General features: G+C 52.9%; 10 protein-coding genes and 6 tRNA genes. 7 read left to right on the forward strand and 9 right to left on the reverse strand.

All coding sequences use genetic code 11. The annotated features are described in order from the left end of the window. Positions 1–3: 3 nt before the first annotated feature. Entirely contained in the window at positions 4–1,239 is a 1,236-nt protein-coding gene (locus tag BWI76_RS20535; protein ID WP_004870823.1) for an Nramp family divalent metal transporter, read from the reverse strand. A 348-nt stretch (positions 1,240–1,587) separates the two neighbouring features. Here BWI76_RS20535 and BWI76_RS20540 point away from each other — a divergent pair, with 348 nt between their 5' ends. Then, positions 1,588–2,790, forward strand: coding sequence for a NupC/NupG family nucleoside CNT transporter (locus BWI76_RS20540; protein WP_004104312.1), 1,203 nt, complete (start codon positions 1,588–1,590; stop codon positions 2,788–2,790). 30 nt (positions 2,791–2,820) lie between these two features. Here the strand turns inward: BWI76_RS20540 and BWI76_RS20545 are convergent, their stop codons facing one another. From BWI76_RS20545 to BWI76_RS20555, 3 genes are all read right to left on the reverse strand, one after another. Beyond that, a complete protein-coding gene (locus BWI76_RS20545; RefSeq protein WP_064371608.1) occupies positions 2,821–5,001 on the reverse strand; it encodes an EAL domain-containing protein in 2,181 nt (726 codons plus the stop codon). A 202-nt stretch (positions 5,002–5,203) separates the two neighbouring features. Beyond that, positions 5,204–5,279 (reverse strand) — tRNA-Ala (locus BWI76_RS20550). 41 nt (positions 5,280–5,320) lie between these two features. Next, positions 5,321–5,396 (reverse strand) — tRNA-Ala (locus tag BWI76_RS20555). Positions 5,397–5,615: 219 nt separating this feature from the next. Here BWI76_RS20555 and BWI76_RS20560 point away from each other — a divergent pair. Further along, the gene (locus BWI76_RS20560) at positions 5,616–5,969 is read left to right on the forward strand and encodes a YfeC-like transcriptional regulator (RefSeq protein ID WP_004123321.1); all 354 of its coding nucleotides are present in this window, start codon (positions 5,616–5,618) and stop codon (positions 5,967–5,969) included. 4 nt (positions 5,970–5,973) lie between these two features. Next, positions 5,974–6,369 (forward strand): YfeC-like transcriptional regulator, encoded by a 396-nt coding sequence (locus BWI76_RS20565; protein WP_049086873.1) that lies wholly within the window; start codon positions 5,974–5,976, stop codon positions 6,367–6,369. Positions 6,370–6,426: 57 nt separating this feature from the next. Here BWI76_RS20565 and gltX read toward each other — a convergent pair whose 3' ends face one another. Further along, positions 6,427–7,845, reverse strand: coding sequence for a glutamate--tRNA ligase (gene gltX / locus BWI76_RS20570; protein WP_004870805.1), 1,419 nt, complete (start codon positions 7,843–7,845; stop codon positions 6,427–6,429). A gap of 259 nt (positions 7,846–8,104) precedes the next feature. Between gltX and BWI76_RS20575 the strand changes: the two genes are divergently transcribed. The 4 genes from BWI76_RS20575 to BWI76_RS20590 all read left to right on the forward strand — a co-directional run bounded on the left by BWI76_RS20575 (position 8,105) and on the right by BWI76_RS20590 (position 8,502). Beyond that, positions 8,105–8,180, forward strand: a tRNA-Val gene (locus BWI76_RS20575). Between the two features lie 44 nt (positions 8,181–8,224). After that, a tRNA-Val gene (locus tag BWI76_RS20580) sits at positions 8,225–8,300 on the forward strand. A 46-nt stretch (positions 8,301–8,346) separates the two neighbouring features. After that, a tRNA-Val gene (locus BWI76_RS20585) sits at positions 8,347–8,422 on the forward strand. A gap of 4 nt (positions 8,423–8,426) precedes the next feature. Then, positions 8,427–8,502 (forward strand) — tRNA-Lys (locus BWI76_RS20590). 89 nt (positions 8,503–8,591) lie between these two features. On the opposite strand, the gene BWI76_RS20595 is transcribed toward BWI76_RS20590, so the two are convergent. The 4 genes from BWI76_RS20595 to BWI76_RS20610 form a co-directional block, all read right to left on the reverse strand. Continuing rightward, positions 8,592–9,476 carry a LysR family transcriptional regulator gene (locus tag BWI76_RS20595; protein WP_064371609.1) on the reverse strand — a complete coding sequence of 295 codons (885 nt, stop codon included), beginning with the start codon at positions 9,474–9,476 and terminating at the stop codon, positions 8,592–8,594. Positions 9,477–9,572: 96 nt separating this feature from the next. After that, the gene (locus BWI76_RS20600) at positions 9,573–10,829 is read right to left on the reverse strand and encodes a nucleoside permease (protein WP_004870802.1); all 1,257 of its coding nucleotides are present in this window, start codon (positions 10,827–10,829) and stop codon (positions 9,573–9,575) included. A gap of 60 nt (positions 10,830–10,889) precedes the next feature. Next, positions 10,890–11,723: a xanthosine phosphorylase gene (gene xapA / locus BWI76_RS20605; protein WP_024359305.1), complete on the reverse strand. Its 834-nt coding sequence runs from the start codon at positions 11,721–11,723 to the stop codon at positions 10,890–10,892. 122 nt (positions 11,724–11,845) lie between these two features. Further along, positions 11,846–12,772 carry a LysR family transcriptional regulator gene (locus BWI76_RS20610; RefSeq protein WP_024359306.1) on the reverse strand — a complete coding sequence of 309 codons (927 nt, stop codon included), beginning with the start codon at positions 12,770–12,772 and terminating at the stop codon, positions 11,846–11,848. Positions 12,773–12,840 lie beyond the last annotated feature (68 nt).

Genomic DNA, 12,840 nt, shown 5'->3' on the forward strand with positions numbered 1-12,840 from the left:
CGTTTAACTAAATATCGTCCCAACAATCAGCCAGCCGTTAAGCGCCACAACGACTGCGACAATCGCCCACCCCAGCAGTTTTACCCACCGGGAATTGACCAGATCGCCCATCAGGCGCGAGTCGCTGGTGAATATCAGCAGCGGCACCAGCGCGAGGGCAATACCGAAACTCAGCAATACCTGGCTCATCACCAGAATACGCGTGGGATCCAGGCCCATTAAAATCACGATAAACGACGGCAGCATGGTGATCGCCCGACGAAACCACAGCGGGATATGAAAGCGGATAAAGCCCTGCATCACCACCTGCCCCGCCAGGGTCCCAACAACCGTAGAAGATAAACCCGCCGCAATCAGACTCAGGCCAAAGATGGTGGCTGCCGCGTGGCTCAGCAAGGGTTCAAGCGTCAGATAGGCCTGATCGAGGTCGGCAACTCCGGTGTGGCCGTTGAAATGGAAGGCCGCGGCGGCGGTCGCCATCATTGCCAGGTTGACAAAACCAGCAATGGTCATGGCAATCGCCACATCCCAGCGCGTGGCGTTATAGCGATCTTTGCGCGTGCCTCCATGCAGGTGCTGAGTGAGCGACGAGTGTAAATAGATGACATGCGGCATAATGGTCGCTCCCAGCACCCCGGCGGCAAGAAACACCGCCTCGCTGGTCGGCAGAGATGGAACGAGCATCCCTTTCGCTAACGGCGCCAGCGCGGGCTGAGAGAAGATAAGCTCTACGACATACGCCGCCGCGACGAACAGCAGTAGCCCGCCAATCACTTTTTCCAGCGGCTTTTGACCGCGACGCTGGAGCATCAGAATCAGAAACGTCGCAATCCCCGTCAGCACCGCGCCCTGCAGCAATGACACGCCGAGAACCAGCTTAAATCCGATAGCCGCGCCAATAAACTCGGCAAGATCGGTCGCCATCGCGATAATTTCGGCCTGCACCCAGTAAAACCACACCACAGGACGCGGATAATGGTCGCGAATTTGCTCCGCCAGATTTTTTCCGGTGGCGATGCCCAGCTTCGCCGACATCACCTGAATCAGCATCGCCATCAGGTTAGCCCATACCACCACCCACAGCAGCTGGTAGCCAAAGCTGGCACCGGCCTGGATGTTGGTGGCGAAGTTACCCGGATCGATATAGCCGATGGCAGCAATGAACGCCGGCCCCATCAGGGCGAGCTTAATCTTGCGCGCTGCGCGACCGCTGCTATTCTCAACGCGACTGTTTGTCATTTTCTGCCTCTGGAAATATAGCCTTTGCTATGTTTCATGCTATCAAAATGCGAATGATTATCAAGTTCATTTGGAATGGTGATAATGATTGCTATGATAGGAGGGAACGATAGCGGGTCGGCAACTGAAAAACCGGGGGAACTGATAAACGCTTTTAATTAATCACCAGAATAGTACAAGAGAGCAACTTTTAAAACCTTTACGTAACATAACAAAAATGCATGGTTGATCACTATTTTTGCCATTAGTCACATATCCTTGCAATAGTGTGTGCTAGCTCTCGTTTTCTTTGCGCTTGTTACATAGAATGTGCACAGAAATTTAACCTGCCTCATATTTGGAGCAAATATGGACCGCGTCCTGCACTTTATTCTCGCGATCGTAGTGGTGGCCATTCTGGCCCTGTTGGTCAGCCACAACCGTAAGCAGATTCGTATTCGTTATGTCATTCAGCTGCTGGTCATTGAAGTGCTGTTGGCCTGGTTCTTCCTGAACTCTGACATTGGCCTGGGTTTTGTGAAGGGCTTCTCCGAGATGTTTGAAAAACTCCTCGGTTTCGCTAATGAAGGGACAAATTTCGTCTTCGGCAACATGAACGACAAAGGTCTGGCGTTCTTCTTCCTGAAAGTTTTGTGCCCGATCGTCTTTATTTCCGCGCTGATCGGTATTTTGCAGCATATTCGCATTCTGCCTATCGTCATTCGCGCTATCGGTACCGTACTGTCCAAAATCAACGGCATGGGCAAGCTGGAATCCTTTAACGCTGTCAGCTCCCTGATTCTGGGCCAGTCCGAAAACTTCATCGCTTATAAAGATATTCTTGGCAAGATGTCCCGCAACCGCATGTACACCATGGCGGCGACCGCGATGTCTACCGTCTCCATGTCTATCGTGGGCGCGTACATGACCATGCTGCAGCCGAAATATGTGGTCGCGGCGCTGGTACTGAACATGTTCAGCACCTTTATCGTTCTGTCGCTGATTAACCCGTACCGCGTCGACGAAAGCGAAGAAAACCTGCAGATGTCCAACCTGCATGAAGGCCAAAGCTTCTTCGAGATGCTGGGTGAATACATCCTGGCGGGCTTTAAAGTGGCGATTATCGTTGCCGCCATGCTGATTGGCTTCATCGCGCTGATTTCCGCGCTGAACGCCCTGTTCGCCACCGTCACCGGCTGGTTCGGCTATAGCATCTCCTTCCAGGGGATCCTCGGCTATATCTTCTATCCGGTAGCCTGGGTTATGGGCGTACCGGCGGGTGAAGCGCTGCAGGTAGGGAGTATTATGGCCACCAAACTGGTTTCTAATGAATTCGTCGCCATGATGGATCTGCAGAAAGTTGCCGCCACGCTCTCTCCGCGTGCGGAAGGCATCATCTCTATCTTCCTGGTCTCCTTCGCTAACTTCTCCTCTATCGGTATTATCGCCGGGGCAATTAAAGGATTGAATGAAGAGCAAGGTAACGTGGTTTCCCGCTTCGGCCTGAAGCTGGTGTACGGTTCTACGCTGGTGAGCGTGCTCTCTGCGTCTATCGCCGCGCTGGTACTGTAATTAGCGAAAGCCGGGCAAGTCCCGGCTTTTTCATGTCCGCAGTTCGCTCAACGGCAGCGGCTTACCGATCAGATACCCCTGCAAATAATCAACGCCTAACTCAAGAAGCTTTTCCCGCTGCTCAGGCGTTTCAACATATTCCGCCACCACCTTCATTTTCTTAACCTTGGCCATTTCAATAATAGATTTGACCATAATGGCATCCAGCGGATCGGTCTCGATATCACGCACGAAGCAGCCGTCAATTTTCAGGATATCGGCCTGCAGGCTTTTCAGGCGCTCGTAGTTAGCGTAGCCGGTACCAAAGTCATCAATCGCGATGCCGCAGCCGAAATCTCGCAGCAGCTGGATGTTATGCATGCTGGTCTCAACATCGGAAAATGCCTGCTCCTCGGTAACCTCAATCGTTATCGCCTCTGCCGACAGGTTATGGCGTTTAAACAGAGCGATGATTTGCGCCGCGCTATCCTTTTGCATCAGCGTATAGGGCAGCAGGTTAACGGAGAAATGCCGACCGTGGTGGTTTTTGAGCGAACTAAACAGCGTTTCCAGTACCTGCATATCAAAACGCTGGCTCAGGTTAAATTGCGCAATCAGTGGAATAAACCTATCGGGCGTAATGATGGTATTACCACAGCGCATACGGCTAAGTATCTCATAGTACCCTTCTCCGCAGGCATTCCGGATAGGCTGGGCGTACAGCACCACTCCACGCTCGCTAAGCGCCTGTTTAATTTTCGCCAGCAGCCGTACCTGTTCGCTTGTTTGATCGGATATCTGCTCTTGCGCCGCGTCCAGCGCTAATACGCGCCGCCCCGCCCCGGCCTGCTCCGATAACCAGCTAAGCTGACCGAGCATCGGATGAAGCTCGGATTCTTTACCGCCGTAGCCGCCCCATGATGCGCCAAATTCCAGATCCAACGCCTGGTTGTTCCAGCTAAACTTTTTATGGTTAAGCGTGGAAACAATATGATTTAAACGCGCCTCTGGCTCCGGGCCATTAAGCACCAGCAACAGCTCGCTGCCGGGGAGCTGATATATGCGCTCTCCCTGAGCCAATAGCGGCTGTAGTTTGCGGGCAATCTGCCTTTTGCTCTCTACTCTCATCATCATGCCGTAATGACGACTCAGAAAATCCAGATTCTGAATACGCAGGCTGCTGATGGCAACAGCAGGGTTTCGCTGCAGGTGGCTCTCCAGCGCGCGTAGATTCGGTAAACCGGTTAGCGGATCTTCTTCCGCCTGATCTCGCCACCTGAGCTTCATTCTTTCACTGCGAGCATAGATATCCGCCATATAAAACAGGCAGATAGTGAAACAAATTAGTACTGAAAGAACAAATGATAGTGAATATTCAGTTTGTACCCCATGTAAAAAATTCTGGTTATACGCCACGAGTAAAAAGGCGGAAACGGACCATGAAATGCGAATCTGCGTATGTCCCAGGCGGCTAATACCAATGAAGTATAAAATGAAAATAAGCGGGACTAAATAACCGGCAATAAAAACAGAATCATAAGGCGTACACAGCACCAGTAATATTGCCGCCAGGGCCACAAACCAATACAACGTAAATACCCGCTGCTCGCGCGTCCGCCACGCGTGACAAAGATTGCGCCAGAATGCTCGCGCATAATGCGGACTGATAATCATCCGCAACGGATAATAAAAGAATGTCGTAAAAATTAATGCGGCGCTAATCAGGCTTTGTATATCGATAATAGTGTAAATAACTGACATATTGCCGAAATAGCTGGAGATCGCCAGCGGAAACGAAAAAAAACGCCCCGCCATGTACATAGTGACCTTCAACAGGAGGGGAGCGAAAAAGCCTCCCCAAAAAATCCTCGCGCCCATATGTTTTGCCGTCAGCCCGGCGCGCCAGCGCCTTCCAAGCTGAAAGCGGACAATAGCGCAGGAGACGAAAACCGAAAAGAGCTGGCAGAATAGCAGGATCAGCGCCTGGGCTAGCGTCAGATCGATTATCCAGGCGTTGGTGATCGCAAACGCGATTATCAATGGCGCAACGGCGTAGCGGCCAAAAATAAAAAGCACCGAATACATTAAGCTCAGCGGTAACCATGCCAAATAAATTTGATTTCCGTCAATAATGGTTTGCGGCGAAATAAATCGGGACAGCGGAATTGCGATAAGGCAGACCAGGAAAGCCAGCAGAGTTTTTTTGATCTTAATGTTAAGATGATCAATCATTATTGTTAATTAAAACTCCGGCTGCAATAAATATATTTAGGCAACAGATATTATGTTGCTTAATAAAGGCAGGCAAGATTTTAAATAGTGAAAAAATCTGAAATTACTTAACGCAGAGGTTTGCTGACTTATTCAAAGAATGCTTTACATTTCCTCCAGCAGACAAACAAAAAAACCCCCGCCGCAGCGAGGGTTCCGAATTTGGTGGAGCTAAGCGGGATCGAACCGCTGACCTCTTGCATGCCATGCAAGCGCTCTCCCAGCTGAGCTATAGCCCCACAGGACCTCTTTACGAACCAAACCTGATGGGTGCAGGTTTTGGTGGAGCTAAGCGGGATCGAACCGCTGACCTCTTGCATGCCATGCAAGCGCTCTCCCAGCTGAGCTATAGCCCCGTAACGTAAAGCGTGTCGTGTTGACGGGCGGCATAATATGAATTCCTTCGCCAGGTGTCAACGGCAAAATCAATCCCAGCTATTTGATCGCTGAAAAAGCAGGCAAACGGCTGACATTGCGAGCCTTATCGCAGCCAGAAGCTAAACATGTCACGCTTTCCTTTAAAAGGATGCTATAACATGTGCAACTAATTCCCACATATTTACTCAGGAAATAGTATGCTCAAGGAACGAATGACACCTGAAGAAATAGCGCATCTGACTGGCTTCAGTCGGCAAACGATTAACAAATGGGTACGCAAAGAGGGATGGCAAACTTCCCCGCGACCCGGCGTACAGGGCGGTAAAGCGCGCCTCGTACATGTTAATGAGCAGGTTCGCGAGTTTATCCGCAGCGCACAGCGCGTGGCCGAAAACCCCGTCCCCTATTCCGCAACGGATAACGATCTGGAATCTCTGCTGCTTACGCTATGTAAAGAGATGACGCCGGGTGAGCAAAAGCTGTTTATGTCGCTGTTGCTACGCGAGGGGATCACCGGGCTACTCAACCGACTGGGTATCCGCGATCGGTGAAATCATGATGAAACTCAAAGAAAAAATGACGCCAGCGGAGCTCGCCGAGTGCCTTAATCTCGCCCGGCAAACCATTAACCGTTGGGCCAGAGAGCAAAGCTGGCGGACGGAAGCCATACCCGGTGTGAAAGGCGGGCGCGCTCGCGTGATTGTCATCGACAAAGCGGTAATCGATTTCCTGGCAAATATCCCGGCGCTGCGCCATTTAACCCTTGATAACCAGCTGGCGGAACCAGTCGTTAAATACTTTGTGAATGATGCTGATACGATCTGGCGCCAGATTGTTGAGACCATGCACCTGATGACCCCCGCAGAGCAGTTGCACCTGCGCGATTTTCTTGCCCGCGAAGGGATCAGCGGGTTTCTATCCCGGCTGGGTATTGCTGATGCTAAAAAATAGGCAAAAAAAACGGCGGGGTTAGCTTGCCCCACCGTTTTATAAATCCCGATATTACTATCAGGATTGTTGACTTTCCCGTTCAGCAATAAAGGCCAGCGCTTTATTGATTCGTTCTACGCTACGTGACTTACCGATTGCATGCACGGTGACATCAAGCGCCGGAGACTGGCCTGCACCGGTCACCGCGACGCGCAGCGGCATCCCCACTTTTCCCATTCCCACTTCCAGCTCATCGGCCGTCGCCTGAATCGCGTGGTGGACGTTTTCGGCCGTCCAGTCACTCATGGCGGCTAATTTGTCGCGCACCATTTCCAGCGGCTGGCGGGCAACCGGACGCAGATGTTTTTTCGCCGCATCGGCATCAAACTCGGCGAAATCTTCATAGAAATAGCGGCAGCTCGCCGCCATCTCTTTAAGCGTTTTGCAACGTTCGCCCAGCAGTTTCACCAGATCAGCCAGCTGAGGCCCATTACGGGTGTCGATATTTTCCTGCTCAATGTGCCACTGTAAATGCGTTGCCACATATTCCGGGGCCAGCGAATTGATATAGTGGTGGTTCAGCCACTGCAGCTTTTCCGTGTTGAACGCGCTGGCAGATTTGCTCACCGCTCCCAGACTGAACAGTTTAATCATCTCTTCGCGAGAGAAAATCTCCTGGTCGCCGCTGGACCATCCCAGACGCACCAGATAGTTCAGCAGCGCTTCCGGCAGGTAGCCGTCGTCGCGATACTGCATAACGCTGACCGCGCCGTGACGCTTGGAGAGTTTTTTACCATCGTCGCCGTTAATCATCGAGACGTGGGCGTAAACCGGCACCGGCGCATTCAGCGCTTTCAGGATGTTAATCTGGCGCGGGGTGTTGTTGATATGGTCTTCGCCACGGATAACGTGGGTGATCTCCATATCCCAGTCGTCAACCACCACGCAAAAGTTGTAGGTCGGGGAACCGTCGGTACGACGGATAATCAGATCGTCCAGCTCATGGTTGCTGAATTCGATCGGACCGCGGATCTGGTCGTCAAAAACAACGGAACCCTCTTCCGGGTTGGCAAAACGGACAACGCAAGGTTCGTCGTCAGCATGATGCTCGTGGCCATGGCGGCAGCGACCGTCGTAGCGCGGCTTTTCACCTTTCGCCATCTGTTCTTCACGCAGCGCTTCCAGGCGCTCTTTGGAGCAGTAGCATTTATAGGCCGTGCCCGCCTGCAGCATTTCATCAATGACGGCGTTGTAGCGATCAAAACGCTTGGTCTGGAAGTACGGACCCTCATCCCATTCCAGGCTCAGCCAGTTCATACCATCCATGATGGCTTCAATGGCCTCCGGCGTTGAGCGCTCGAGATCGGTGTCTTCAATACGCAGCACAAACTCACCGCCGTGGTTACGTGCAAAAAGCCAGGAATAGAGAGCAGTACGCGCGCCGCCAACGTGCAGATAGCCTGTCGGGCTGGGCGCGAAGCGAGTTTTGATTTTCATGAAGTGGCCTTACGTTTGATAAAGGTGCCGACACGCGGCAGCGTTCGTTAGATTTTATGGGGGAATATTCTAACACCGTGGGCTGATTCCTCAATGTTGTTACCGTTTCAACGTCACGCTTTCCCCTTTTTGTTTATAAATCATGCGCCACAGATGACATTGCGATCGTTTTGTTTAATTTTACGACGAACAAACAAATTATTTAGAAAAGGCGTTGACTCATTTCCAACTCTCCCTATAATGCGACTCCACACAGCGGGGGTGATTAGCTCAGCTGGGAGAGCACCTCCCTTACAAGGAGGGGGTCGGCGGTTCGAACCCGTCATCACCCACCAACTACTTTACGTAGTCTCCGCCGTGTAGCAAGAAATTGAGAAGTGGGTGATTAGCTCAGCTGGGAGAGCACCTCCCTTACAAGGAGGGGGTCGGCGGTTCGATCCCGTCATCACCCACCACTTTCTCGCCAGCTGGATTTCTTGCCGTAAAATGAAGTACCGAAGTGGGTGATTAGCTCAGCTGGGAGAGCACCTCCCTTACAAGGAGGGGGTCGGCGGTTCGATCCCGTCATCACCCACCACTTCGGGTCGTTAGCTCAGTTGGTAGAGCAGTTGACTTTTAATCAATTGGTCGCAGGTTCGAATCCTGCACGACCCACCAATGTAAAAAAGCGCCCTAAAGGCGCTTTTTTGCTATCTGCGATACACAAAGCCGGAGCAGCCTTTTACCTTGCCATCCGGCAATGACGCTTAATTCACTAGCGCCGCAACCAGTTTCTCCAGCGCAGGCGTCGCCTGATGCTGGTCATAGACGATATACAAATCAGCGGATATCCGCTCTTCCAGCGGACGAAACGCAACCCCCGGCCATGCCATCTGCGCGTAGCTATCGGCGATGAGCGTAATGCCGATCCCCATACTGACCATCGCCAGCACCGTTTGCGGCTCCATTACCTCACGGATAATCATCGGCGAGAATCCGGCACTCTGGCACACGCGTTGTAAAAACGTCCAGTCGGTATGTATTGAGGGCATAGTGACAAAATATTCGTTACGCAACGTCGCAAGCGGGATCGCCTTACGCGCGGCTAGCGGATGCTCTTCCGGCATGGCCACCAGAAAAGAGGACTCATGCAAGCGCAGGCTGGTAAAGCCAGGAGAAGGCGCCGTTGCCATTCGCCAGACGCCGGCGTCCAGCTCGCGTCGTTCCAGCATCGCCATCTGCATCGCGGGCATATTCTCTCTGAAAAGCACTTCCACGTTAGGATGCTCTTTCAAAAAACGACGCATCACCGGACGCATTTTTCCCCACATTGCCGTGCCTATCACGCCCAACTCCACCCGCCCGGCCTCACCCCGCCCAATCTGTTCCACGCGCGCCAGAGCCTGATTCGCGCTGGAAAGCAGACGACGGGACTCCTCCATCAGGATTTTTCCTGCGTGGGTCAAGGCCACGCTGCGGGAGTGACGAACAAACAATAGCGTGCCGAGCTGCTGCTCCAGATCTTTGATGTGAATGCTGAGCGGAGGCTGCGACATATTCAGCCGCGCCGCCGCACGGCCAAAATGCAGCTCTTCTGCGACAGCCAGAAAATAGCGCAATAACTTCAGATCGATACGATGCGTGCGTTCCATGGCTCATGCGCTCCTGGGGCGAAGGATAATGCGCAAAGTTACCACATTACATCAGAGAAAATGAAACGGCGGGACATGCCCCGCCGCTGAAGAGGATTAATGGGCCAGCTCTTTCTCCATTCGCTGCTCAGGTTCATGTTTATAGCGGAAGAACAGGGCAAAAATGACCGCCAGCATTAATGAATAGGCTGCGAACACCAGCCAGATGGTTTGCCAGTCCTTTACGCCGTCCAGAGAAAAGTAGTCCACGGCCAAGCCGCTGAGAACCGAACCAACCCACGCGCCGACACCGTTCACCATGGTCATAAACAGCCCCTGCGCGCTGGCGCGAATATTCGCTCCCACCTGTTGCTCAACGAATACCGACCCTGAAATATTAAAGAAGTCGAATGCGCAGCCGTAAACAATCATCGACATCAACAGCAGTACAAAACCGAACGGAGACGGATCGCCAAAGGCAAAAAAGCCAAAGCGCAGCGTCCACGCCAGCATACTCATCAACATGACCGTTTTAATGCCAAAGCGTTTCAGAAAGAACGGAATAGTGAGAATAAAGGCGACTTCCGCCATCTGCGAAACAGAAAGCAAAATAGAGGGATAGCGCACGACAAAGCTGTCGGCAAACGCCGGGTTGCGGGCGAAATCATGCAGGAAGGGGTTACCGAAGACGTTGGTGATTTGCAGTACCGCCCCGAGCATCATTGCGAAGAAAAAGAAAATGGCCATCCGCGGATTTTTAAACAATACGAATGCATCCAGCCCCAGTCTCGCGGCCAATGTGGTGCTGGCTTTCTTCTCGGTCACGGGAATTTTCGGTAGCGTAAACGCGTAGAGCGCCAGCAATAACGACGCGGCAGAGGCGATATACAGCTGCGCGCTGCTCAGCTCCAGACCCATCAGGCTCACCATCCACATGGCGACAATAAAGCCGAGCGTGCCAAACACGCGAACAGGCGGAAACGCGGTCGCCGGATCCTGACCGGACTGCGCCAGGCAGGAGTAGGAGACGCTATTAGACAAGGAGATGGTCGGCATGTAGGCCATCGCGTTAATCAGCATTACCCAGAACATGGTATCCGGGTCGGTAACGGTCGTCGCATAAAGAAGCACTCCTGCGCAGACCAGATGGCAGAGCATGTAGGCCCGTTCTGCACGTAGCCATTTATCGGCAATAATTCCCATAACGCCGGGCATGATAATAGCCGCCAGCCCTTTGGAGCTATAGACCATACCGACGTTTGCGCCGGTGAAATGCAACGTGTTTATCATGTAAGAACCCAGGGTGACCAGCCAGCTTCCCCAGATAAAATATTGCAAAAACGACATGAGCTTTAAGCGAGAGGCGATACCCATTTTTCCGTTCCTTGCCATTAAAGTAAAACCCCGCAAGCGGGGTCATATTTATTATTTTTTTCAGGCCAGTTTGCGCAAGAAGCCGCAGATCAGGTTGATAAAGTTCTGCCGGGAGAGTTCGGCCGCCGCCAGGGTTTGCGCGTGAGATAATTTCACATCGCCCAGCCCTTCAGCCAGATTGGTAATCGCTGAGACTGCCACCACTTTTAACCCGCAATGACGGGCGGTAATCACTTCCGGCACCACGGACATCCCCACCACATCGCCGCCGATAATCTGCATCATGCGAATCTCTGCCGCCGTCTCAAAATTCGGCCCGGGATAGGAAACAAATACGCCTTCGGTCAGCGGAAACCCTTCTTCCGCCGCCACGCTCTGCAGAACGGCGCGATAATCCGCATCATAGGCGTTGGCCAGAGAGAAAAAGCGCTCGCCGAAACGTTCATCATTCGGGCCAACCATTGGCGTGCCCGGCATCGTATTAATGTGATCGCTGAGCGCCACCAGGCTACCCGGCCCGACCTCCGGGCGCAACGAACCGGCCGCGTTAGTACAAAACAGTAGTTCACACCCCAGCAGCTTTAGCGTGCGGATAGCATCGGTCATCACCGGCATGCCCCGTCCTTCATAGAAGTGCCCGCGCCCTTTCATGCAGGCAACAGGTACGCCGGCCAGATTTCCCAGCACCAGCTCGCCGGCATGGCCGTGAACCGTACTCACCGGGAAGCCGGGCAGCTTCTCGTAAGATATCGCCACCGCATCTTCAATTTGTTCCGCCAGCGCCCCTAGACCAGAACCAAGAATAAAAGCCACGCGCGGCGTAAAATCCGGCTTATATCCGCGAATAATATCGGCGCTATACCAGGGGTTCTGTGAGAAAAGCGTGTCGCTCATAAGCTGTCCTTAAAAACTGAAGAATGGATAAAATGATTGGCTACCATCTTGTTATAACGATGCGACGCAATCGATTACCAATACAGTTTTCCCGGACGTTTGATATCAAAAAGCTATTGATTTCATTTCTGATACAAGGGATCGTTTTCGCGTAAGGCGGTAAGCCGGGCCGCCTGCAGCCGCACCACCTCCCACAGCGCCTCTGCGGCTGTCGATAGGGAGCGGTTTTTACGCCGCGCCAGCATCAGCTGGCGTTCCACTACCGGCGTCAGCCGCTTCACCTGCAAACGGCTCCCCTGCGGGAGCGGCAGCGCTAATGCGGGTAATATACTGATGCCTATCCCCGACTCAACCATCGGAAATAGCGTGGCCGGATGCCCGATTTCCTGCACGATGTTCGCGGTAACGGCGAATCCTGAAAGCGCAGCATCAATCAGCGGACGGCTGCCAGAAGCATAATCCTGCAAAACCAGCCGCTGGTGCTGTAGGTCCTGCCAGCTCACCGCGTCCCGTCCGGCAAAAGGGTGATCGCTGCGGCAAAGCAGCAGGAATGGTTCAGCGAGAACCGTCTCGCACTGTAAATCGGTCGCGGCGCCGGGATCGATAACGATACCAAAATCCACTTCTCCCTGCCGAATGCTCTCCAGCACCCACTGCTGGGGGCGATCGTGCAGAACGAAATCTATCTCCGGATAGCGCCGGTTGCTGTAGGCAATGCACTGCGGGATCAGATGGGCGGAAATGGTCTGGCTGGCCGCCACCCGGACGGTGCCCATCAGCTGCTGCCCGACGCGACCGGCCTCACGCAGCGTGCTATTGAGTTCATCCAGCAAGCGCTCAAGCCGGGCCGCCAGCTGCTGTCCTGCCTCCGTGAGCACCACTTCACGCGTCGTTCGGTCAAGCAGGCGTACGCCGGTCTGGTGCTCCAGCTCTTTTACGCTATGGCTGACCGCAGACTGGCTAAGACCAATGCTCTCCCCTGCCCGGCTAAAGCTTTTAACGCGGGCAACGGTCACAAAAACTTTTAACTGACGCAGCGAATAATTCATCTCTTTTTTTCATGAATAGATGCAATAAATCGATTTTATTTCTCAAACTAAAGAAAGCACAATAGCGA

The organism is Klebsiella sp. M5al (assembly GCF_002090195.1).
Classification (GTDB): domain Bacteria; phylum Pseudomonadota; class Gammaproteobacteria; order Enterobacterales; family Enterobacteriaceae; genus Klebsiella; species Klebsiella grimontii.

Coding starts and splice junctions, on each gene's coding strand:
- BWI76_RS20535 (WP_004870823.1), bottom strand. CDS start 1,239: ATGACAAACAGTCGCGTTGAGAATAGCAGCGGTCGCGCAGCGCGCAAG.
- BWI76_RS20540 (WP_004104312.1), top strand. CDS start 1,588: ATGGACCGCGTCCTGCACTTTATTCTCGCGATCGTAGTGGTGGCCATT.
- BWI76_RS20545 (WP_064371608.1), bottom strand. CDS start 5,001: ATGATTGATCATCTTAACATTAAGATCAAAAAAACTCTGCTGGCTTTC.
- BWI76_RS20560 (WP_004123321.1), top strand. CDS start 5,616: ATGCTCAAGGAACGAATGACACCTGAAGAAATAGCGCATCTGACTGGC.
- BWI76_RS20565 (WP_049086873.1), top strand. CDS start 5,974: ATGATGAAACTCAAAGAAAAAATGACGCCAGCGGAGCTCGCCGAGTGC.
- gltX (WP_004870805.1), bottom strand. CDS start 7,845: ATGAAAATCAAAACTCGCTTCGCGCCCAGCCCGACAGGCTATCTGCAC.
- BWI76_RS20595 (WP_064371609.1), bottom strand. CDS start 9,476: ATGGAACGCACGCATCGTATCGATCTGAAGTTATTGCGCTATTTTCTG.
- BWI76_RS20600 (WP_004870802.1), bottom strand. CDS start 10,829: ATGGGTATCGCCTCTCGCTTAAAGCTCATGTCGTTTTTGCAATATTTT.
- xapA (WP_024359305.1), bottom strand. CDS start 11,723: ATGAGCGACACGCTTTTCTCACAGAACCCCTGGTATAGCGCCGATATT.
- BWI76_RS20610 (WP_024359306.1), bottom strand. CDS start 12,772: ATGAATTATTCGCTGCGTCAGTTAAAAGTTTTTGTGACCGTTGCCCGC.